Below are 19,812 nucleotides of genomic sequence, written 5' to 3' on the forward strand. Positions count from 1 at the left end.
GGGGACGGTCGACCGGCAGTACGGGGGGCACTTGTGGTGATGGAACAGGTCGGTGGACGCCCATTGACGACCCCGGAACCGCCCGCCCGGCCCGGAGCGGTCCCCCGCCACGTCGCCTGCGTCATGGACGGGAACGGCCGGTGGGCCGCGCAGCGCTCGTTGCCCCGTACCTCCGGCCACCGGGCCGCCGAGAGCACCGTCATCGACGTCATCACGGCCGCGCGGTCGGCCGGCGTCCAGTGGCTGAGCCTGTACGCCTTCTCCACCGAGAACTGGCGGCGCCCCGCCGGCGAGGTCGACTTCCTCATGCGCCTGGTGCGCCGCGTCGTGCGCAAACACGCCCCGCTGCTGCACGCGCGCGGCATCCGCTGCCGGTTCCTCGGTGTGAGCGACCCGAGGATTCCCGCCCCACTGGCCCGGGACTTCACCGACCTGATGACGCTGACCCGCTCGAACCGGGGGATGACGCTGACCGTGGCGTTCGACCACGGCGGACGCGGCGACATCGTCGAGGCGGCGCGCTCCCTCATCCGCAGCGGCATAGCGGCCGACGCCGTCGACGAGCGGCACTTCGCGGCCCACCTGCCCTACCCGGACACCCCCGACGTGGACCTCGTCATCCGCACCTCCGGCGAACAGCGCATCTCCAACTTCATGCTCTGGCAGGTGGCGTACGCGGAGTGGATGTTCCCGCCGGTGCTGTGGCCCGACTTCCGCGCCCCGCACTTCGTGGAGTGTCTGCACGCCTACCGGCGACGCGCCCGCCGCTTCGGCGACATCGCCCCGCACGCGAACGGAGAACCCCCACCATGACGGACACCGGCACACCGCCCGGCACCCTGTTCGGCCCCGACACGCAGTTCCACCGGTTCTTCAACGACCCCCGGTGGGCGCTCGCCGTCGTCCGCGCCACGGTCCTGGAGGCCGCCCATCCCCAGGTCGGCGCGGCGCTGATCGACAACTCGACGTTCGTGATGCATCCGTGGCGAAGGCTGCGCAACACCCTGGTGAGCCTGCAGCGCATGTTCGGCGCCGACGAGGCCGTGCGGCAGAAGGAGGCCTCGCGCCTCAACCGGCTGCACTCCCGGCTGAGCGGCACCGACGCGCAGGAACGGCCGTACGACGCGATGGACCCCGAGGTGCGGGCCTGGGTGGTCGCGACGCTCTTCGAAAGCTCCGTCACCATGTGCCGGCTCAGCGGACAGGCGCTCGACCAGGCCGAGATGGAGCAGCTCTACGCCGAGTTCCGCGCCTTCATGGCGGCCCTCGGCGTGGAAGCGGACCAGCTGCCCTCCACCCTCCCGGAGTTCTGGCGGTACTACGACCGGGTGGTCGAGGAGGAGTTGGAGAACACCGAGGCGCTGCGGATCATCCTGTACCGGCTCTTCGACCACCTTCCGGCGCCGCCGCTGCTGGCCGGACTGCCCACCCTCTGGGCGGCCGGGCGCGCGGTCGCCGGGCCCGCGCTGGGCACCATCACGGTCGCCTCCCTCCCCGAAGCGTTCCGGCGCCGGGCCGGCCTGCCGGAGATCCCCGGCGCCCAGACCCTCATGCAGGGTGCCTACCTGGCCACCGGCCTGGCCCGCTTCCTGCCCGACGGCTGGGTCCGCACCGAGACCCTCATGGACCTGGCCTATCTCTCCCCGGGCAGCGACTCCCCGCACGCCGCGACGCTCACCGCACTGCGCGAACGGATGCAGCAGGCGGGCGCGTTGCTGCGGCTGGTCACCCCGTTCGCCGACCGGGACGAGCCGTCCGGGGGCGGCGGCGCCTCCCGGAGCGCGGAGGAGTTCTTCGCCCAGGTACTCGACCAGACCGGCGACGGCTTCCTGGAATGGCCCGACCTCGCCGCCATGGCGCGCGAGTTGTCGACCCGCCTCGACCTGGACGAACCGGAGGAGACCCGGCTCTACCAGGCGTTCGCCGACTGGTGGCGCGAACTCCAGACGGCGCTGGACACCGACGGCGACGGCCGCATCAGCAAAGCCGAATACACCACGGCGGCCCCCACCCACGCCGGGCCCGCGCTGATCCGGGTGGCCGAGGTCCTCTTCGACGTCACCGACACGGACGGCAACGGCGTCATCGACGAGGCCGAGTACCGCGCCCTGTTCCGCACCGGATTCCACCGCACCCCGGAGGCCGGGTCACACGAGGCGTACTCGCGCGGCGCGTTCGTCCGCGACTTCCTCGCCTTCATGACCGGCCGCCACCGCTCCACCCCGTACGACCCCCTGCTGGCGGACGCGTAGCCCTACCCGGCCGTGCAGGCGGCGACGGACTTCGCCAGCCCGGCGAAGTCCGTCTGAAGGGGGCCGAGGCGGAGCAGACCGGCCAGGCTGATCGTCTTCTGCCGCTCGCACCTCTCGTCCAGCACGCGGGTGGCGAGGACGTGAAAGGTCCACTGATCGAGGTCCAGCGGGTCGAGAGTGCGCTTGTCCAGGTGGTGCAGAACGCAGAACACGTACACGTTGGAGTTCCGCAGCGCCTCGGTCGAGGATGCCCCGGTCCGCCCGTCCCAACCGAGGGCGGGCGCGATGCTGAAGGTGATCTGCGACAACTTCCCCTGGGCCCAGGACTGCAGGTAGGCGGACGACTTGACCTCCACACGCGTGCCGTCCGGGGTTCGGATGTCGACCGAGTCCCACTCCGTACGCGTTCCTTCCGCCGCTCCGAGTGCTGTCGCGACGATGTACTCGGCCAGCACACCACGCATGGTGTTGCTCGCCAGATCCGAGCAGGCCCAGCTCCAGAAGCCGCCCAGGGTTCCCACCGGCCGACCCACGGCCGTCAGCGGCTCCTCCCCCTTGCGGCGATGAACGGTGAGGGGTCCGAGATCGTCATGCATCGCATCCTCCGGAACGAAATGGGGCCGACCGCGATGCGGGCACGGGGGTGCCGCAAGGCCGAACCCCGGTCAGCCGCTGATGGGAAGCTCACGCGCCCGTTGCCGGGCGGCGGCACGCAGGGCCTTCAGCGTGGGGTGGAACGCGTTGTGCTTGTTCTGGTCGAGGTTCAGCGGTAGATCGAGGCCGGAGATGAGCGCACTCTCCAGCAGCCACGGCTTCGGATGCGCCACCCAGCAGACGCGGGCATGTTCGGCCATCCAGGCCGACAACTCCGCCTCTCCCCGCACCCCGAAGGTCATCCGCCGGCCGCTGCCCACCCGGCGCAGCTCCAGACCGATGAGAGACCCAAGAGTGAGCCGCAGGGTGGACATCTCGGCGTTCCCCCGGAAGTGGTCCTTCAGTCGTGATCGGAGATTCTGTCGGCCGGTCCGATTGGCCATGCGCCGAGGAGCGATGCCCACATACAGCAACTCGCCCACCACAAGCCCGTCGTACGGTGCCGCCCCGAACCGCCACCCGTAGACCCCGGGCACGGCGGGTACCGGCCCCGGCTTCCCCAGCACCTCACCGGCCGACCACAACCGCCCCGGCTCCAGCAGCGCCTCACGCTCCGTCTCAAACGTCACGCCCCCACCTCACCACACCCCTCCGACATCGATCCACGGTCCCGGACATCACCTCAGGGGAAGGGCCGCCGGACCGGGGCACGACGTGACCCGGCCGTGGACCACGGGAGGAGATGCGCAGGGCACCAGAGCCGCAGGCGGGAGGAGACGAGGACGGCATACCGCTCACCGGAGGGGATGTTCCGTGGCCAGCGGATCGCGGACCAGGCTGATGTGTCGCTTTTCGCAGGCTCCTGTGAAGTGGAAGTTCTTCCGGGCCCGGGTGAGGCTCAACCGCCCGTTCGGGCCGCCGCGCACCGTTTCGGCGTCCTGATCGTCCTGCCCGTCGTCCTCCCAGAAGCACACGGGACAGATCTCGTACCCACCCCGCGCGGAGAGGGTGATGAACCCGCAGCAGGGACACGGATACGGCCCCCCGGCCGCGTCTCCGCGAACGTTCATGAAAGGCGTCACCGCGCCAGTATTCCGGCGATGCCACGGGCGAACGACGAAGACCCCGGCCCGTTCCCCGGCTGGGGCCCTCGTGACAGCGGATCTGCTGTTCCTGCGGGTTCCGATTGCTCATGCGGGTATTTCCGGGCGGATGGCCCTGCGCCGGACGGCTGAAGCGGGATGAGCGCCCGGCGGTGCCCTTCGTGCGAAGCGCGAGAGGGTTCCGATGATCCTGCCCCGGTGAGCCCGGGAGCTTCATACCGGTACCATAAAGTGGTACCGGTATGGTACCGATCTTTAGAATGGCCGAGGAGGAGTGCGGAGCATGAGTATCAGTGCCAGTGAAGCCAGAAAGAGCCTGTTTCCGCTCATCGAACGCGTCAACACCGACCACGACCCGGTGCGGATCACGTCCAAGGCCGGGGACGCCGTCCTGATGTCCGCCGATGATTATGACTCCTGGCAGGAAACCATCTACCTTCTGCGTTCCCCCGCCAATGCCCAGCGGCTCATGGAGGCGGTCGCCCGGGACAAAGCGGGCGAGGCCGGAGTCGCCAGGACGCTCGACGAGCTCCGGGACATGGCTGGGGGAGACGAGTGAGGAACGTCAACTTCGACCCGGCCGCCTGGGACGACTTTCTATTCTGGCTCGCGTCGGACAGGAAGACGGCCCGGCGGATCACTCGTCTCATCGCCGAGATCCAACGCACCCCCTTCGAGGGCATCGGCAAGCCGGAGCCACTGAAGGGTGACCTCACGGGTTACTGGTCGCGGCGGATCAATGACGAACACCGGCTCGTCTACCGCACCGATGACAAGGAAGTGAAGATCATCAAGGCCCGTTACCACTACTGACGGCCGGCCGGGCCCAGGTGTGGTGACAACAGCCGCCTTATTCGTTCACGTTGATCTCTCCGGGCACGGCCCGCGTCACGCACGGCGAACGGCCTCCCCGCGCATGGCTCCCGTCCCGGGCCGCCTTGCCCTGCTGGACTGAACGACCATGAACGGGGCGGAACGGGACGGAAACTGAGATGGAGAACGACGAAGGTCCCGGCCGGCGAACCGGTCGGGACCTTCGTGTACAGCCCGGTGAAGGCTGGGCGGAGGATACGAGATTCGAACTCGTGAGGGTGTGAACCCAACACGCTTTCCAAGCGTGCGCCCTAGGCCACTAGGCGAATCCTCCGCCGGAAACAATACAAGACGCGGAGGGGTGGTCGCGACCAGCTGGGGGTGGGGGCGGGGACGGGTTCCGATCGGGTAGGCTGGCGTCAGCCCCTCACGTGGCGCTATCTCGCTGAACTCCCCCAGGGCCGGAAGGCAGCAAGGGTAGGCGGGCTCTGGTGGGTGCGTGGGGGGCCCTTGTCAGTGGTGGCCGTTATCGTCGGGGTTGTGTCGTCTCTCGCGCTGTACCGCCGCTATCGTCCCGAGACCTTCGCCGAGGTCATCGGGCAGGAGCATGTGACCGACCCCCTGCAGCAGGCGCTGCGGAACAACCGGGTCAACCACGCCTACCTCTTCAGCGGCCCACGCGGCTGCGGCAAGACGACCAGTGCGCGCATCCTCGCCCGCTGCCTCAACTGTGAGCAGGGCCCCACGCCCACCCCGTGCGGTGAGTGCCAGTCCTGTCGTGACCTGGCGCGCAACGGCCCCGGGTCCATCGATGTGATCGAGATCGACGCCGCCTCGCACGGTGGTGTGGACGACGCGCGGGAGCTGCGGGAGAAGGCGTTCTTCGGGCCGGCGTCCAGCCGCTACAAGATCTACATCGTCGACGAGGCGCACATGGTCACCCCGGCGGGCTTCAACGCCCTGCTGAAGGTGGTCGAAGAGCCGCCCGAGCATCTGAAGTTCATCTTCGCGACCACCGAGCCCGAGAAGGTCATCGGCACCATCCGGTCGCGCACGCATCACTATCCGTTCCGGCTCGTGCCGCCCGGCACGCTGCGCGAGTACCTGGGCCAGGTCTGCGAGCAGGAGGCCATCCCCGTCGAGGGCACGGTGCTGCCGCTGGTGGTCCGGGCCGGGGCCGGATCCGTACGGGACTCCATGTCCGTCATGGACCAGCTGCTCGCCGGTGCGGGGGAGGGCGGTGTGACGTACGACATGGCCACCGCGCTGCTCGGCTACACGGACGGGGCGCTGCTGGACTCCGTGGTGGAGGCGTTCTCCCGGGGGGACGGGGCCGCCGCGTTCGACGTGGTGGACCGGGTCATCGAGGGCGGGCACGATCCGCGGCGGTTCGTCGCGGATCTGCTGGAGCGGTTGCGGGACCTGCTGATCCTGGCCGCGGTGCCCGACGCCGCCGACAAGGGGCTGATCGACGCCCCGGCGGATGTGCTGGAGCGGTTGCTGGGGCAGGCGCGTGAGCTGGGCGCCGCCGAACTGAGCCGCGCCGCCGATCTCGTCAACACCGGATTGACGGAGATGCGGGGTGCCACCTCGCCCCGGTTGCAGCTGGAGCTGATCTGCGCCCGGGTGCTGCTGCCCGCCGCGTACGGGAACGACGAGCGGGCGCTGCAGTCCCGGGTGGAGCGTTTGGAGAGGCTCGGGCCGCCCGCCGGGGCCGCCGCCGCGCAGGCTCCGCCGGCCGCGGTGCCCGCACCGCAGGCCGCTCCTGCCCCGCCCGCTCCCGCGCCGCAGGCCGCCGCCCCGCAGGCGCCGGCTGCTCCGGCGCCCCAGGCGCCGCCTCCCGCGTCTCCCGCCCCCTCGGGGCCCCGGCCCGGGGCCTGGCCCACCGCCGCTCCCGCCGCGCCCCCGACGCCCCCCGCCGCGCCCGCGCAGGGGGAGGGCCCGCGTCCCGGGGCCTGGCCCACCAGCGCTCCCGCCGCACCCGCCGCTCCGGCTCCCACGCCTGCCCCGGCACCCGCCCCCGCTCCCGCAGCCCCCGCCCCCGGCGCAGGCGCGGATCTGGGCCGGGTGCAGAGCATGTGGGGGGACATCCTCGACGCGGTGAAGGGGCGGCGGCGGTTCAGCTGGATTCTGCTGAGCCAGAACGCCCACGTCGCCGGGTTCGACGGCACCACCCTCCAGCTCGGCTTCGCCACCGTCGGCGCCCGGGACAGCTTCCTCGGCAGCGGCAGCGAGGAGGTGCTGCGGCAGACCCTCAGCGAGGTCTTCCACGTGCAGTGGAAGGTCGACACCGTCATCGACGGCGGCATCGGCGGTACGCCGGCCCCCGCCGTGACCCGCCCCCTCCCGCCGGGTCCGGCCCCGCAGGCCCCGCCGCCCCCGCCCGCCGCATCCGCTCCCGCCCCGGTCTCGGCGCCCCCGCCCGCACCCCTCACCCCCGAGCCGTCCCCGGCTGCCGCGCCGCCCCCGCCTCCGCCGCCCGCGCCCGAGGAGGACCTGCCGGAGCCCGGCGACCGTGATCCGGGCAGCTCCTCGCTCTCCGGCCACGAGCTGATCATGCGCGAGCTGGGCGCGACGGTCATCGAGGAGTTCCACCACGAATGAGACCCCGGCGGCGTGAGCCCGTAGGCTCGGACAGGACAGCGAAGAGAGAAACGTTGCCGACGAGCCAGGAGTGATCGCCCGTGTTTCCCGGTGGTGGTGGGGCCGACATGCAGCAGCTGCTGCAGCAGGCCCAGAAGATGCAGCAGGACCTCGCGGCGGCCCAGGAGGAGCTGGCCGGCACTCCGGTGCAGGGCAGCGCGGGCGGCGGCCTGGTGAAGGCGACGGTCACCGGTGCCGGTGAGCTGAAGAGCCTGGAGATCGACCCGAAGGCCGTGGACCCCGAGGACACCGAGACCCTCGCCGATCTCGTGGTCGCCGCCATCCGCGACGCCAACAACGCGGCGCAGGCGCTGGCCCAGGCCAAGCTCGGCCCGCTCGCCCAGAGCCTCGGCGGCGGCGGCGGAATCCCCGGACTGCCGTTCTAGGCCCCCCAGTACCTCGGTTTCTCTAGCCCTGCGGCCCACCGGCAACTAGCCTCATCCGCAGGAACCAGCGGAAGGCATAAGGCATCTCGTGTACGAAGGCGTGGTCCAGGACCTGATCGACGAGCTGGGCAGGCTGCCCGGTGTCGGTCCCAAGAGCGCCCAGCGGATCGCCTTTCACATCCTTCAGGCCGAGCCCACCGACGTACGGCGGCTCGCGCACGCGCTGACCGAGGTGAAGGAGAAGGTCCGCTTCTGCGCCCTGTGCGGCAATGTCGCGCAGCAGGAGCACTGCCGGGTCTGCCAGGATCCGCGCCGCGACCGCGCCGTCATCTGCGTGGTGGAGGAGGCCAAGGACGTGGTGGCCATCGAGCGCACCCGCGAGTTCCGGGGCCGCTACCACGTCCTGGGCGGCGCCATCAGCCCCATCGAGGGCGTGGGCCCCGACGATCTGCGGATCAGGGAACTGCTCGCCCGCCTCGCCGATGGCACGGTCACGGAGCTGATCCTGGCCACCGACCCCAATCTGGAGGGCGAGGCGACCGCCACCTACCTGGCCCGGATGGTCAGCACGCTGGGGCTCAGAGTCACCCGGCTGGCCAGTGGGCTGCCGGTGGGGGGAGACTTGGAGTACGCCGACGAGGTCACTTTGGGACGAGCCTTCGAGGGAAGGCGGTTGCTCGATGTGTAACGCCAGGGGAGCTGTCGCTGGGGAGGCGATCGCATGACGTCCACCGTCCACGCCCAAGCCAACACCCTCAGTAGCGGGGCCGGTGATAACGGTGGGGCCGGAGGCCCCGACGGGCCCGATGCCTTCGCCGTACAGATCGCCGACCAGATCGAGAGCTTCACGGTCGCGGTGGCGGAGGTCGCGAAGGGCGACGACCCGGACGCCGCAGTACCGTACCTGCTGCTCCAGATCTCGCAACTGCTGCTCGCCGGCGGCCGTCTCGGCGCGCACGAGGACATCGTTCCGGAGGAGCGGTACGAGCCGGACACCGGCCCCGAGCCCGACATGGACGAGCTGCGGGAACGCCTCGCCCTGCTCCTCGCGCCGGTCGACGTCTACTCGGAGGTCTTCGACCCGTACGTGCCCCGCAGTACGCCGGTGCCGAGCCGGATCTCCGACGATCTCGCCGACGTCATGACCGACCTGCGGCACGGCATGGCCCACTACCGGGCCGGCCGGGTCAGCGAGGCGCTGTGGTGGTGGCAGTTCTCCTACCTGTCCAACTGGGGCCCGACGGCGAGCGCCGCCCTGCGCGCGCTGCAGTCCCTGGTGGCGCACGTACGGCTGGACACGCCGCTGGCCGAGCTGGACGGTCTGGACACCGACAGCGAGGCGGCCGAGACGGCGGAGGGTGATCTGGAGCGTCAGGCGGGCCGGGTGATGGCCGCCGAGATCGCCGCCCCGCTGGGGCTGCGCCCGGAGCCGCGCACCTGACCGGGGCGCGGCTCCGGGCTGTCCACCCGACCGCCGGCCGCGTACGGCTCGGCCGCCTCGGTGCGCCTCGCACCGCGGTGGCGCGGGCGCCGTGCCGGCCCCGCGCCGTGACGCGGGCGCTCACAGCGGCCGGAGGGTGAACAGGTTGTCGGACGGGTCGACCACGGCATGGAAGCGCGCACCGGTCCGGAAGTGGGGTGCGTGGTCGGCACGGTAGGAGGCCACGAACTCCGGCACATCCGTACCGCTGATCCGCAGTTCCAGCACCGCGATGTTGGGCACGCCTTCGGAGTCCTCGTTCACCTCCACGCCGAGGACCTCCGCGACGGCCGGCCGCCCCGATCGCAGCAGCCGTTCGGTGTCCAGCTTCTGCTCGGCGGCCGAGGACCAGATCACCAGGCCCAACAGCAGCAGCAACAGGGACACCCCGATGGTGATGACCGCGTGCCACCACCCCAGGCCGAGTTGGCCGGTGATCTGCAGCCCGGTCAGGACCAGCGCGCTGAGCCAGCACTGCACGGCGGCGGCACGGTGCCCGAAGCGCGAGCCCGCGCCGCCGATGGATGCCTGCCTGGCGGTGGTCATCTCAGCATCGTATGGCCGGAGTTGTCGCCGGGCAGCCGTCTGTTCCGACGATTCTCCCCGCCCGCCGCCCGCCCGCCGCCCGCCCGCCGCCCGCCCGTCGTCAGGCCGTGCGGCTCTTCTCCTCGCGGTCCGCCACCGGACCCCCCGCTTTCAGCTCGTCGGGGTAGCTGAGGACCACCCCGGCGTGGATCAGCGCGTAGGCCCCGAGGCCGAGCGCGAACCTGACGTACCGCATGTCGCCCGACCAGCCGTTCGGCGCCCCGAAGAAGAGCCAGAACGCCAGCCCGACCCCCAGAAATACCCCTGCCAGACCGATCATTTTCCGCAACGCATCATGCATGCGGAAAGCTTTTCATGCGAGAACCCGTTCGTAACACACCGAGATCCGCGAGCCGATGTACGTGCCGAACTGCGGAATCTCCCGGTAGCCCTCGCGCCGGTAGAAGCGTTCGGCGTCCGGCTGCAGGGTCCCGGTCTCCAGCCGCAGGGTCGCCCAGCCGCGCTCCAGCGCCGCCGCCTCCAGCGCACGCAGGACGGCCGTGGCCACCCCCGTGCCCCGCGCCCCGGGAGCGACGTACATCCGCTTGACCTCCGCGCTGCCCGTGTCCAGCCGCCGCAGCGCCCCGCAGGCCAGCGCCGCCCCCGTCGCCCGGTCCCGGGCGACCAGGAAGACATCGATGTCGGCGGCGGAGGGCGCGGCCCCCGGTTCGTGGTCGTCGCACCCGTACCGGGCGTCGAGCTCCGCCCGTTGCCCGGCGCGCAGGGCGGCCCCCTCGGGGTCCTCCCAGGCCATGTCCTCGATCGTCCAGTTCATCGCCGTTCCCTCCGCCTCCGTAACAGCTGTTACGGTAACAAGCGTTACGCCAGCCTTCCCAGACCCCGGGGGCGAGACCCATGTCACGACCGGCCGACGGCGACGCCGACGCGCGCCTCTCCCGGGCCGTCCACGATGTCCTCGCCCACCAGGGCCTGGAACGCCTCACCATCCGCGCCGTCGCCACCGCCGCGGGCTGCACCACCGGGCTCGTCATGCACCGCTTCCCCCACCGCCGCGCCCTGCTCCTGCACGCCCGCCGCCTCATGCACGACCGCACCCGCGCCCGCGCCGAGGCCGCCGAGGCCGCCGCCCCCACGCCGCGCGCCGCGCTGCGCGACGTACTGCGGCACGGACTCTCCCTGGACGCCGCCGGCCGGCGGGAGAGCGTCGTGTGGACCGGCTTCCTGGCGGCGGCCGTCGGCGACGACGAACTGACCGCGCTGCACCGCGCCCACAACCGCGCCTGGCGGCAGCGCGTCACCCGCCTGGTCACCGCCGCCGCCCCCGGCTGGCCGCCGGAGCGGGTCAGCACCGTCATGCACGCGCTCATCTCGACGGTCGAGGGTGCCGCCGCCCTCGCCGCCGGCGACCCCGACACGTTCACCCCGGCCGTCCAGGGCGAGCTGCTGGACGCGACCCTCGCGGCCCACGGACTGCACTGAACCGGCCCTGCCCGTATACCGTCCGCGGGCTCCCCGTGGAGCCGCCGCCCCGCCGGGATTCACGGTCCCGGCGGTGGGGGAGCATCCAGCAATGGAACCGCTCACCGTGGGTGTTGAGGAAGAGTTCTTGTTGGCCGACCCGTCGACCGGGGAGGCGATGCCGGTGGCCGAGGAGGTCATCGCGGCCGATGCCGCCGCAGGGCCGGCCGAGCGGCTGAAGCCGGAGACCTCCCAGTCCGTCATCGAGACGGCCACCGAGCCGCACAGCGATCTGCGGCTGCTCGCCGAGGACCTCCGTTCCCTGCGCTCCGCCGCCGCGGCGGCGGCCGAGACCGTGGGGTGCGCCGTGGTGCCGGCCGCCACCGAACTGCTCCCGGCCGCGCCCTCGCCACCGACCGGGGGGACGCGGTACCGCCGGATCTACGAGAAGTACGGCGCACTGCGCTTCGGGCACATGACCTGCGGCATGCACATCCACATCGGCATGCCCGACCGGGAGCACGCGGTCCGCGTGAGCAACCATCTGCGGCCCTGGTTACCGGGCCTCCAGGCGCTCGCCGGGAACTCGCCCTTCTCCCTGGGGCAGGACACCGGCTACTCCAGCTTCCGCTCCGTGTGGTGGGGTTACATGCCGGTCGCCGGTCCGGCCCCGCTGTTCGCCGACGCGCCCGCGTACGACGCGCTGCTGGACGGGCTGGTCGCCTCCGGGGTGATTCTCGACCGGAAGATGGCGTACTGGTTCGCCCGCCCGTCCGAGTTCGTGCCCACCATCGAGATGCGGGTCGCCGACGTGTGCCCCACCGGCGACACCGCCGTGCTGCTCGCCGCCCTGACCCGGGGTCTGGTGGCCACCTGCCTGGAGGAGTCGGAGGCGGGCGCCGCGCCGCCCCCCGTATCGGATCAACTGCTGGCCGCCGCGCACTGGCAGGCGGCGCGGTACGGGATGGAGGGGGACGCCCTGGACGTGTTCACCGGGCATCCGGTACCGGCCTGGTCCTGGACGGAGAAGCTGCTCAAACACGTGACGCCCGCGCTCGCGGACGCGGGGGATCTCGCCCTGGTCACCGGGTTGCTGGCGGAACTGCGGGAGAACGGGTCCTGGGCGGCCCGGCAGCGCAGAATCGTTTCCTCTGGCGGCTCGCTGGCCGATGTGGCGGCCTACCTGCACTCCCACCTGCTGAAGTGACGGCGCGGCGGCCCGCCCGGCGCGCACCGCGCACACACCCCCACCGGACGGCGACCGTCCGTGTGAGCTGCGTTACGTTTCGGACGTATTTCGTGTGCGATTTCCCTTGGCGGGCAGGGCTTCCCGCTGGATGAGCCCGGTGTCTCAGGATGTGGCACCGGATGGGCGGAAATCGCCTGCTCGGTAGACTTCAGCAGACCGTGGTCCCCGCTCGGATCACGGCGTGAGAGATACGAGGAGCGAGCACACGTGGGCCTTGTCGTGCAGAAGTACGGCGGCTCCTCCGTTGCCGATGCCCAGGGCATCAAGCGCGTCGCCAAGCGAGTCGTCGAAGCCAAGAAGAACGGCCACCAGGTGGTCGTCGTGGTCTCGGCGATGGGTGACACGACGGATGAGCTGATCGATCTCGCGGGTGAGGTGTCCCCCGTCCCCTCCGGACGTGAGATGGACATGCTGCTGACCGCAGGCGAGCGCATCTCCATGGCGCTGCTGGCCATGGCGATCAAAGCGCTCGGGCACGAGGCGCAGTCCTTCACCGGCAGCCAGGCCGGTGTCATCACCGACTCCGTTCACAACAAGGCCCGCATCATCGATGTGACTCCGGGCCGCATCCGTTCCTCCGTCGACGACGGCAACATCGCCATCGTCGCCGGTTTCCAGGGCGTCTCCCAGGACAAGAAGGACATCACCACGCTCGGGCGTGGCGGTTCCGACACCACGGCGGTCGCGCTCGCCGCGGCGCTCGACGCCGAGGTGTGCGAGATCTACACGGACGTGGACGGCGTGTTCACCGCCGATCCGCGCGTCGTGTCCAAGGCCCGCAAGATCGAATGGATCTCCTTCGAGGACATGCTGGAGCTGGCCAGCTCCGGTTCGAAGGTGCTGCTGCACCGCTGTGTGGAGTACGCGCGCCGCTACAACATCCCGATTCACGTACGGTCGTCCTTCTCGGGTCTCAAGGGCACCTGGGTCAGCAGCGAGCCGCCGCAGGAGCATCCCGCGCACAGGGAAGGACAAGGGGAGCAGTCGATGGAACAGGCGATCATCTCTGGGGTCGCGCACGACACGTCCGAGGCCAAGGTCACGGTCGTCGGTGTGCCCGACAAGCCGGGCGAGGCGGCGAAGATCTTCCGCGCGCTCGCCGACGCGGAACTGAACCTCGACATGGTGGTGCAGAACGTGTCCGCGGCCTCCACCGGGCTGACCGACATCTCGTTCACCCTGCCCAAGGACGAGGGTCGTTCGGCCATCACGGCGCTGGAGAAGCGGCGTCCCGACATCGGGTTCGACGCGCTGCGCTACGACGACCAGATCGCGAAGATCTCGCTCGTCGGGGCCGGCATGAAGACCAACCCGGGTGTCACGGCGCACTTCTTCGAGGCGCTGTCGAACGCCGGCGTGAACATCGAGCTGATCTCGACGTCCGAGATCCGCATCTCGGTCGTCACCCGCGAGGATGATGTGAACCCGGCGGTCCGCGCCGTCCACACGGCGTTCGGGCTCGACAGTGAGTCGGACGAGGCCGTGGTGTACGGGGGCACCGGCCGCTGACGTACGACAACCCGGGTCATGCATGACTATTTGAACGAGATTGGCGGGATGTGAAGCTCCCGTGACCAATTCGTAGGTCCGGATCGCTTGATCCGGACCAATCCCCCGGGGGACGATTTCAACTCCCCGCACCCGCTGATGGAACCTGGCGCGGTGCGGGGAGCGTCTTTCGTACCCTCGCGCGAGGGCCGTCGTGGCGCTGCACGACACGGGCATTTCAGGGTAGGCGGTAGGTGTGAGCCGACGTGACTCATTCAGAAACCCACCCGCGCCGTACAACCTTCGCGGGGGAGAGAGTGTCCAACTGGCGTGGCAGAGGTCCTGGAATTCACCGCAATGGCACCTCCACGTCTCGCGCGCCCCAGGGATCCGGAGCAGGAACCCGGCGGGGCCACCGGAGGGATGCCCGTGATCGCGCCGCTGCCACCCGCCGCCTCCGGCCCGCCCCCGGCCGCCACGTCCGGCACCTCCGCACCGGCGCACCGGCGCACCGCCCAGGACGCGGACGCCGTCATGGCTGAGGGCACCACCACGGACCACCTCACCGAGACCTACCGGGCGCACTACCGCTCGCTGCTCGGCCTCGCCGCGCTCCTGCTCGACGACACCGCCTCCTGCGAGGACGTCGTCCAGGAGGCGTTCATCCGCGTCCACTCGGCGCGCGGCCGGGTGCGCGACCAGGAGAAGACGCTCGCGTATCTGCGGCAGACCGTCGTCAACCTCTCCCGCTCCACACTGCGCCGCCGCATCCTGGGGATGAAGCTGCTCTCCAAGCCGATGCCGAACATGGCCAGCGCCGAGGAGGGCGCGTACGAGCAACTGGAGCGCGCCGAGCTGATCCAGGCGATGCGCGGACTCCAGCGCCGCCAGCGCGAGGTGCTGGTGCTGCGCTACTTCGCGGACATGACGGAGGCCGAGGTCGCCAGCACGCTGGGGATCTCGGCCGGATCGGTGAAGGCGTACGGTTCGCGGGGCATCGCCGCCCTGCGGGTCGCCATGGAGGCGGCCCGATGACCGACCGCGATCCGGATCCGCCGGAGGAACGAGAACCCGGCGGCAGGGGTGGCGGCGACCGGGAAGGGGCGGACGGCGGGGCCGGCTCCGGCCCCGGTGCCGGGTCCCGCCCCGGGGGCCAGGGTCTGCCCGGCGACGACTGCGACCTCCCCGCCCTGCCGGAGGGCATCGACATCCCCGACAGCCCCGGCCAGCTCTCCGACGAGGAGACGCTGCGCCGCCTGCTGCGCGACGCGGTCGGCGTCATCCCGGTCCCCGATGTCTCGCTGGAGACGCTGCGGGAGGGCATCGCCGCCCGGCGCCGCCGCCGGCGCCAGCTGCTGCTGAGCACCGTGGCCGCCGTCGGCGTCCTGGCCATCGGGGCCCCCGCCGTCCTGGAGGCGACGGGAAACGGCGGGCGGCGCGGCAACGACCAGGCGACCGGGCTCGCCGGGGAGAGCACCGCCGAGGGCGAGACAGTGCCCTCGGGCGGCGCGGACGCCGGCGCCGAGGCGTACGACGGGATCGGTGAACCCCCGCTGGGCGGCGAATACCACGGGACCGACGACGGGCAGGCCCACCAGCCGGACGGGACGAGCGGCGCCGTCGCCGAGACCGGCGCGCCGTACGAGGGCGAGATCACCGGCATCGACTCCCCGCGCTGCTCGGCCGGTCAGCTCGGTGCCGCGAGCGCGGTGACCGAACAGCCCGACGCGCAGGGCAAGGTGTACGGCACCATCCGCGTCGCCAACGTGTCCGCCGAGCCCTGCCGGGTCAGCGGCTCGGCCGACGACCTCGCCGTTCTGCCGGCCCCCGGCGGTACGGCGGGCGACGTCCAGATCGCCGACCGCGCCGAGGGCGACCGGGCCACCGGGCTGCCCACCCCCGATCAGGCGGTCGCCGAGCTGGTGCTGCCGCCGGGCGAGGCGTACGAGGTGCGGTTCGCGTGGGTGCCCAGCGGCAGCAGCGCGCTGAGCACCGTGTGTGCCGTGCAGGCCGACCCCGCAGGGCTGAGCCCGAACGCCGGCGCCGACCCGGACCCGGTCTCCGAGCTGGAGGGCGGTGCCGCGGGCGCGGGCGGCTCGGACGGGTCGGGCAGCGGTGGCGGGGACGGCGGTTCGGGCGGCGAGTCCCCCGGCGTCGACCAGCCGAGCGCGGGGAACGGCATCGGGAACGGCGGCGGGGGCGACGGCGACTCCCCGGGCGGCGGCAACGGCGACGGCACCCCGGGCAGCGGCGGCTCCGACCCCTCCGGCGGCACCTCGGACCCCGACCCCGACCCGTCCGACAGCACCGTCGTGCTGCGCTACACCCCGCCCGCCGGTGGCCCGGCCGTCGACATCCACCTCGAGGGAACCTGCAACGGGACCGTCTACCGCACCGGCGTCCTGGAGTCGCCGAGCACCCCGGCCGGCTGACCGCCGGGCGGCACCCCGTACCGTGGGCACGTGTACCGGTTTCTGCTGACTCCCCGCTGGTGGGGGATCAACGTCTTCGTCGCGCTGTCCATCCCGTTCTGTCTGGTGATGGGCTTCTGGCAGCTGGACCGTTTCGAGGGCCGGGTGGACACCCACCGCGAACGCGAGGAACAGGCCGCGCGCGCCGAGACCTCCGAGCCGCGCCCGCTGCGTGAACTACTGCCCGTCACCACCGCGACGCTGGGGGAGCAGGCCACCGTCACCGGTACCTACGACGCCGAGCAGGAACTGCTCGTGCCGCGGCGCGACCTGAACGGGGAGCGCGGCTACTACGTGCTCACCCCGCTGCTGCCCGCCGACGGCGGCGAGGCGCTGCCGGTCGTGCGCGGCTGGCTGCCCGGTGAGGCCGACCCGGCCGCCGTGCCCGCCGCGCCGTCCGGCGAGGTGACGGTCGTGGGGGCGCTGCAGGGCGCCGAGTCGCCGCGTGATGTGAGCCCGCCGACGGGGCTGCCGCCGGGGCAGCTGGGCGTGATCGGGGCGGCCTCGCTGATCAATGTGCTGCCGTACCCGGTGGAGAACGCCTGGGTGACGGTGCGCGAGGCCCAGGCCCCGATGCTGCCGGTGCCGCCGGCGTCGGCGACCAACACCGGCCTGGACATGAAGGCGTTCCAGAACCTGGGGTACACGGCGGAGTGGTTCGCGTTCATCGCGTTCGCGCTCTTCATGTGGTACCGGTTCTTCCGCCGCGAGCTGGAGGCCCAGCACGATGCCGCGCTGGGCCTCGGGACACCCGTACCGGCCCCGGCTGGGGACCGGGCCCGGGAGGAGACCCCCGCGGACCCGGACCAGGGCCCGGTCAGCCCGGCAGATGCTTCAGCGCGAACTCGATCTCCATCCGCGTCTGCTTGATCCGCTCCTCCACCACCAGCGAGCCGTGCCCGGCGTCGTACCGGTACACCTCGTGGGTGGCGCCGCGCTCCTTCAGCCGGTCCACGTAGTTCTCGATCTGCCGGATCGGGCAGCGCGGGTCGTTGAGACCCGCCGAGATGTAGACCGGCGCCGTCACCTCGTCCACGTAGGTGATCGGGGACGAGGCCCGCCAGCGCTCCGGCTGCTCCTCGGGGGTGCCGCCGAGCAGCGTACGGTCCATCGCCTTCAGCGCCTCCATCTCGTCGTGGTAGGCGGTGACATAGTCGGCCACCGGCACGGCCGCGACACCGACCGTCCACAGCGCGGGCTGCACGCCGAGGCCCAGCAGCGTCAGATAGCCGCCCCACGAGCCGCCGCTGAGCACCAGCCGCTCCGGGTCGGCCAGACCGGTCTCCACACACCACTCACGGACCGCGGCGATGTCCTCCAGCTCGATGAGCCCGATGCGGTGCCGCAGCGCGTCCGTCCACTCCCGGCCGTAGCCGGTCGACCCCCGGTAGTTGACGCGGACCACCGCGAAGCCGTGGTCCAGCCAGGCGGCCGGGGCGGCGGCGAAGGAGTCGCTGTCGTGGTGCGTGGGGCCGCCGTGGATGTCGAAGACCGTCGGGAACGGGCCCTCTCCCTCCGGGCGCTGCACGAGCGCGTGCACCGCCCCGCCGGGGCCGTCCACCCACACGTCCTGCACCGGCACCGAGGACGGGGCGATCTCGCCCGGCGGGTCCAGCACGGTGGCGCCGCTGCTGGACTGCACCCGCGGCGGCTCGGCGGCCGAGGACCACAGGAACTCGACCGAGCCGTCCGGCCTGGCGGTCGCCCCCGAGACGGTGCCGGCCGGGGTGTGCACCTGGGTCAGCTCGCCGATGACGTTGCCGTCCAGGTCCGCGCGCCACAGTTCGCTGCGCGCCCGGTAGTCGTGCTCGATCAGCAGACCGGAACCGTCGGCGTACCACTCGGCGCCCACCTCGCCCGGCAGCTGACAGGCCAGCTCCCGCTGGTCCCCGGTGACCGGGTCCCAGATCAGCAGCTCCCAGCGGCCGTGCCGCTGATGCCCGAGCAGCAGCCGGCTGTCGCCGTCCACCGGGGCGAAGCCGAGCACGGCCAGGCCCAGTTCCTTCGTGGCGCCCTCGGTGTCGTCCAGCTCGGCGACGAGGGTGCCGTCCAGCCGTACGACGCGGACGGCCGAGTGCATGGCGTCGCCGTGTTCGGTGTGCTCGATGGCCAGCAGCGTGCTGTCGTGCGACAGATCGCCGACGCTCGCCGACTCGCGGTGCCGGTAGATCTCCGCCGGCGCCTCGCCGGGGCGCGCCACATGGATGGTGGAGCCGACGTCCTCGGTCATCCGGCCCACCGCGACGGTGCCGTCGCGGCCGAAGGCCAGACCGCCCGAGTACGCCGGCTCCAGGCCCTCGACCGCGATCTCGTCGGCGCCGCCCGCGAAGGGCTGCCGGCGCCAGATGCCGAACTCGTCACCGTCGCTGTCCGCGAACCACCAGATCCACTCGCCGTCCGGGCTGAGCGTGCCGTGCACGGTGCCGTTGGGCCGGTCGGTGGCCTGGCGCCGGGAGCCGGTGGTGCGGTCCCAGGCGTACAGCTCGAAGGTGCCGGTGGCGTTCGAGATGAACAGGGAGCGGTGCGGGGCCTCCAGCGCCCACTGGGGCAGGCTCAGGCGCGGGGCGCGGAAGCGCCGTTCCCAGTCGGGGACGGTGGTGATCTCCTCCGCCTCGTGCGCGCCGTCCGTGCCCTGCCCGTCCTGGGCCGGTGTGTGATCAGTCATGCGTGCCCGGAGCTCCCTCGCTGTCGCTGTCGTCGATCTCGACCTGGATCTCCACCTCCACCGGGGCGTCCAGCGGCAGCACCGCGACGCCGACCGCGCTGCGCGCGTGCCGGCCCGCCTCGCCCAGCACCTCGCCGAGCAGTTCGCTGGCGCCGTTGATGACGCCCGGCTGCCCGGTGAAGGACGGGTCGGAGGCCACGAAGCCCACGACCTTCACCACGCGCACCACGCGGTCCAGGTCGCCCGCCACGGAGGCGACGGCGGCCAGCGCGTTCAGCGCGCAGATCCGCGCCAGCTCCTTGGCGTCCTCCGGGCTGACCTCGGCGCCCACCTTGCCGGTGCGCGGCAGCGCCCCGTCCACCAGGGGCACCTGACCCGAGGTGTGGATGTAGCGGCCCGAGCGCAGTGCCGGTACGTACACCCCGGCCGGGGCGGGCACCGGCGGCAGGGTGATTCCCAGCTCGGCGAGCCGGGCCGCCACGCGCCCGGCGCTCACTGGGTCTTCTCGCGCTTGAAGTACGCCACCAGCTGCTCGGGGTTGGCGGGGTTCTGGAGCACCTGCACCAGTTCCCAGCCGTCCTCGCCCCAGGTGTCGAGGATCTGCTTGGTCGCGTGCACCAGCAACGGCGCGGTCGCGTATTCCCACTTGGTCACGGTCGTCATG

Annotated in this window: 23 protein-coding genes, 1 tRNA gene and 1 other RNA gene; 15 read left to right on the forward strand and 10 right to left on the reverse strand. The window is 71.9% G+C overall.

From position 1 onward, the window contains the following. Nucleotides 1-123 precede the first annotated feature (123 nt). Together uppS and H7827_RS15700 are read left to right on the forward strand one after the other, a co-directional pair. A complete protein-coding gene (gene uppS, locus H7827_RS15695) occupies nucleotides 124-813 on the forward strand; it encodes a polyprenyl diphosphate synthase (protein WP_386537168.1) in 690 nt (229 codons plus the stop codon). Beyond that, complete coding sequence (locus tag H7827_RS15700; RefSeq protein WP_432745914.1) at nucleotides 810-2,252, forward strand: oxygenase MpaB family protein; 1,443 nt, start codon at nucleotides 810-812, stop codon at nucleotides 2,250-2,252. Before uppS ends, H7827_RS15700 begins: the two co-directional genes overlap by 4 nt. A 2-nt stretch (nucleotides 2,253-2,254) precedes the next feature. Here H7827_RS15700 and H7827_RS15705 read toward each other — a convergent pair whose 3' ends face one another. The 3 genes from H7827_RS15705 to H7827_RS15715 form a co-directional block, all read right to left on the reverse strand. Further along, nucleotides 2,255-2,848, reverse strand: a complete 594-nt coding sequence (locus H7827_RS15705) for a hypothetical protein (RefSeq protein ID WP_432745916.1) — start codon at nucleotides 2,846-2,848, stop codon at nucleotides 2,255-2,257. A 69-nt stretch (nucleotides 2,849-2,917) separates the two neighbouring features. Further along, nucleotides 2,918-3,475: a GIY-YIG nuclease family protein gene (locus H7827_RS15710; protein WP_432745918.1), complete on the reverse strand. Its 558-nt coding sequence runs from the start codon at nucleotides 3,473-3,475 to the stop codon at nucleotides 2,918-2,920. Between the two features lie 165 nt (nucleotides 3,476-3,640). Beyond that, nucleotides 3,641-3,916 (reverse strand): CPCC family cysteine-rich protein, encoded by a 276-nt coding sequence (locus tag H7827_RS15715; protein WP_432745920.1) that lies wholly within the window; start codon nucleotides 3,914-3,916, stop codon nucleotides 3,641-3,643. Between the two features lie 316 nt (nucleotides 3,917-4,232). Between H7827_RS15715 and H7827_RS15720 the strand changes: the two genes are divergently transcribed. Continuing rightward, nucleotides 4,233-4,508 carry a type II toxin-antitoxin system Phd/YefM family antitoxin gene (locus H7827_RS15720; protein ID WP_432745922.1) on the forward strand — a complete coding sequence of 92 codons (276 nt, stop codon included), beginning with the start codon at nucleotides 4,233-4,235 and terminating at the stop codon, nucleotides 4,506-4,508. Further along, on the forward strand, nucleotides 4,505-4,762 hold the full coding sequence (locus H7827_RS15725) for a Txe/YoeB family addiction module toxin (protein ID WP_030732147.1): 258 nt from the start codon (nucleotides 4,505-4,507) through the stop codon (nucleotides 4,760-4,762). Before H7827_RS15720 ends, H7827_RS15725 begins: the two co-directional genes overlap by 4 nt. A gap of 249 nt (nucleotides 4,763-5,011) precedes the next feature. Here H7827_RS15725 and H7827_RS15730 read toward each other — a convergent pair. Beyond that, a tRNA-Ser gene (locus H7827_RS15730) sits at nucleotides 5,012-5,096 on the reverse strand. Between the two features lie 85 nt (nucleotides 5,097-5,181). On the opposite strand from H7827_RS15730, the gene ffs reads away from it, so the two are divergent. The 5 genes from ffs to H7827_RS15755 all read left to right on the forward strand — a co-directional run bounded on the left by ffs (nucleotide 5,182) and on the right by H7827_RS15755 (nucleotide 9,232). Further along, an RNA gene (gene ffs, locus H7827_RS15735) (signal recognition particle sRNA small type) lies at nucleotides 5,182-5,276 on the forward strand. A 26-nt stretch (nucleotides 5,277-5,302) separates the two neighbouring features. After that, nucleotides 5,303-7,366, forward strand: coding sequence for a DNA polymerase III subunit gamma and tau (locus tag H7827_RS15740; protein ID WP_432745924.1), 2,064 nt, complete (start codon nucleotides 5,303-5,305; stop codon nucleotides 7,364-7,366). Nucleotides 7,367-7,446: 80 nt separating this feature from the next. After that, nucleotides 7,447-7,791, forward strand: coding sequence for a YbaB/EbfC family nucleoid-associated protein (locus H7827_RS15745; protein WP_078635678.1), 345 nt, complete (start codon nucleotides 7,447-7,449; stop codon nucleotides 7,789-7,791). 88 nt (nucleotides 7,792-7,879) lie between these two features. Next, the gene (recR, locus tag H7827_RS15750; protein WP_030735527.1) at nucleotides 7,880-8,479 is read left to right on the forward strand and encodes a recombination mediator RecR; all 600 of its coding nucleotides are present in this window, start codon (nucleotides 7,880-7,882) and stop codon (nucleotides 8,477-8,479) included. Nucleotides 8,480-8,512: 33 nt separating this feature from the next. Next, a complete protein-coding gene (locus H7827_RS15755) occupies nucleotides 8,513-9,232 on the forward strand; it encodes a DUF5063 domain-containing protein (protein ID WP_432745927.1) in 720 nt (239 codons plus the stop codon). 120 nt (nucleotides 9,233-9,352) lie between these two features. On the opposite strand, the gene H7827_RS15760 is transcribed toward H7827_RS15755, so the two are convergent. The 3 genes from H7827_RS15760 to H7827_RS15770 form a co-directional block, all read right to left on the reverse strand. Beyond that, entirely contained in the window at nucleotides 9,353-9,817 is a 465-nt protein-coding gene (locus tag H7827_RS15760; protein WP_432745929.1) for a hypothetical protein, read from the reverse strand. A 100-nt stretch (nucleotides 9,818-9,917) separates the two neighbouring features. Continuing rightward, nucleotides 9,918-10,136: a hypothetical protein gene (locus H7827_RS15765; RefSeq protein ID WP_386541273.1), complete on the reverse strand. Its 219-nt coding sequence runs from the start codon at nucleotides 10,134-10,136 to the stop codon at nucleotides 9,918-9,920. Nucleotides 10,137-10,169: 33 nt separating this feature from the next. After that, complete coding sequence (locus H7827_RS15770; RefSeq protein WP_432745931.1) at nucleotides 10,170-10,631, reverse strand: GNAT family N-acetyltransferase; 462 nt, start codon at nucleotides 10,629-10,631, stop codon at nucleotides 10,170-10,172. An 80-nt stretch (nucleotides 10,632-10,711) separates the two neighbouring features. Here H7827_RS15770 and H7827_RS15775 point away from each other — a divergent pair, with 80 nt between their 5' ends. The 6 genes from H7827_RS15775 to H7827_RS15800 all read left to right on the forward strand — a co-directional run bounded on the left by H7827_RS15775 (nucleotide 10,712) and on the right by H7827_RS15800 (nucleotide 17,353). Then, complete coding sequence (locus H7827_RS15775) at nucleotides 10,712-11,296, forward strand: TetR family transcriptional regulator C-terminal domain-containing protein (protein ID WP_432745933.1); 585 nt, start codon at nucleotides 10,712-10,714, stop codon at nucleotides 11,294-11,296. 106 nt (nucleotides 11,297-11,402) lie between these two features. Then, nucleotides 11,403-12,482, forward strand: coding sequence for a carboxylate-amine ligase (locus H7827_RS15780; protein WP_158708056.1), 1,080 nt, complete (start codon nucleotides 11,403-11,405; stop codon nucleotides 12,480-12,482). A 249-nt stretch (nucleotides 12,483-12,731) separates the two neighbouring features. Beyond that, nucleotides 12,732-14,033 (forward strand): aspartate kinase, encoded by a 1,302-nt coding sequence (locus H7827_RS15785; protein ID WP_030735506.1) that lies wholly within the window; start codon nucleotides 12,732-12,734, stop codon nucleotides 14,031-14,033. 402 nt (nucleotides 14,034-14,435) lie between these two features. Then, nucleotides 14,436-15,047 (forward strand): SigE family RNA polymerase sigma factor, encoded by a 612-nt coding sequence (locus H7827_RS15790; RefSeq protein ID WP_432745936.1) that lies wholly within the window; start codon nucleotides 14,436-14,438, stop codon nucleotides 15,045-15,047. Then, complete coding sequence (locus H7827_RS15795) at nucleotides 15,044-16,444, forward strand: hypothetical protein (protein WP_432745938.1); 1,401 nt, start codon at nucleotides 15,044-15,046, stop codon at nucleotides 16,442-16,444. The genes H7827_RS15790 and H7827_RS15795 overlap by 4 nt, the downstream gene beginning before the upstream one ends. 30 nt (nucleotides 16,445-16,474) lie before the next feature. Further along, nucleotides 16,475-17,353 (forward strand): SURF1 family protein, encoded by an 879-nt coding sequence (locus H7827_RS15800; RefSeq protein ID WP_432745940.1) that lies wholly within the window; start codon nucleotides 16,475-16,477, stop codon nucleotides 17,351-17,353. On the opposite strand, the gene H7827_RS15805 is transcribed toward H7827_RS15800, so the two are convergent. From H7827_RS15805 to H7827_RS15815, 3 genes are read right to left on the reverse strand one after another with little or no spacing between them, the layout of a single operon-like run. Continuing rightward, nucleotides 17,301-19,148: a prolyl oligopeptidase family serine peptidase gene (locus tag H7827_RS15805; protein ID WP_432745942.1), complete on the reverse strand. Its 1,848-nt coding sequence runs from the start codon at nucleotides 19,146-19,148 to the stop codon at nucleotides 17,301-17,303. The two genes, H7827_RS15800 and H7827_RS15805, sit on opposite strands and share 53 nt — an antisense overlap. Beyond that, nucleotides 19,141-19,644, reverse strand: coding sequence for a RidA family protein (locus H7827_RS15810; RefSeq protein ID WP_234306931.1), 504 nt, complete (start codon nucleotides 19,642-19,644; stop codon nucleotides 19,141-19,143). The genes H7827_RS15805 and H7827_RS15810 overlap by 8 nt, the downstream gene beginning before the upstream one ends. After that, nucleotides 19,641-19,802 carry a DUF4177 domain-containing protein gene (locus tag H7827_RS15815; RefSeq protein ID WP_106438433.1) on the reverse strand — a complete coding sequence of 54 codons (162 nt, stop codon included), beginning with the start codon at nucleotides 19,800-19,802 and terminating at the stop codon, nucleotides 19,641-19,643. The genes H7827_RS15810 and H7827_RS15815 overlap by 4 nt, the downstream gene beginning before the upstream one ends. Nucleotides 19,803-19,812: the final 10 nt, after the last annotated feature.

The organism is Streptomyces sp. JH002 (assembly GCF_050916115.1).
GTDB classification, from domain to species: domain Bacteria; phylum Actinomycetota; class Actinomycetes; order Streptomycetales; family Streptomycetaceae; genus Streptomyces; species Streptomyces xiamenensis.

Coding starts and splice junctions, on each gene's coding strand:
- H7827_RS15700 (WP_432745914.1), top strand. CDS start 810: ATGACGGACACCGGCACACCGCCCGGCACCCTGTTCGGCCCCGACACG.
- H7827_RS15770 (WP_432745931.1), bottom strand. CDS start 10,631: ATGAACTGGACGATCGAGGACATGGCCTGGGAGGACCCCGAGGGGGCC.
- H7827_RS15715 (WP_432745920.1), bottom strand. CDS start 3,916: ATGAACGTTCGCGGAGACGCGGCCGGGGGGCCGTATCCGTGTCCCTGC.
- H7827_RS15755 (WP_432745927.1), top strand. CDS start 8,513: ATGACGTCCACCGTCCACGCCCAAGCCAACACCCTCAGTAGCGGGGCC.
- H7827_RS15805 (WP_432745942.1), bottom strand. CDS start 19,148: ATGACTGATCACACACCGGCCCAGGACGGGCAGGGCACGGACGGCGCG.
- H7827_RS15705 (WP_432745916.1), bottom strand. CDS start 2,848: ATGCATGACGATCTCGGACCCCTCACCGTTCATCGCCGCAAGGGGGAG.
- H7827_RS15720 (WP_432745922.1), top strand. CDS start 4,233: ATGAGTATCAGTGCCAGTGAAGCCAGAAAGAGCCTGTTTCCGCTCATC.
- H7827_RS15765 (WP_386541273.1), bottom strand. CDS start 10,136: ATGATCGGTCTGGCAGGGGTATTTCTGGGGGTCGGGCTGGCGTTCTGG.
- H7827_RS15795 (WP_432745938.1), top strand. CDS start 15,044: ATGACCGACCGCGATCCGGATCCGCCGGAGGAACGAGAACCCGGCGGC.
- uppS (WP_386537168.1), top strand. CDS start 124: ATGGACGGGAACGGCCGGTGGGCCGCGCAGCGCTCGTTGCCCCGTACC.
- H7827_RS15790 (WP_432745936.1), top strand. CDS start 14,436: ATGCCCGTGATCGCGCCGCTGCCACCCGCCGCCTCCGGCCCGCCCCCG.
- H7827_RS15775 (WP_432745933.1), top strand. CDS start 10,712: ATGTCACGACCGGCCGACGGCGACGCCGACGCGCGCCTCTCCCGGGCC.
- H7827_RS15760 (WP_432745929.1), bottom strand. CDS start 9,817: ATGACCACCGCCAGGCAGGCATCCATCGGCGGCGCGGGCTCGCGCTTC.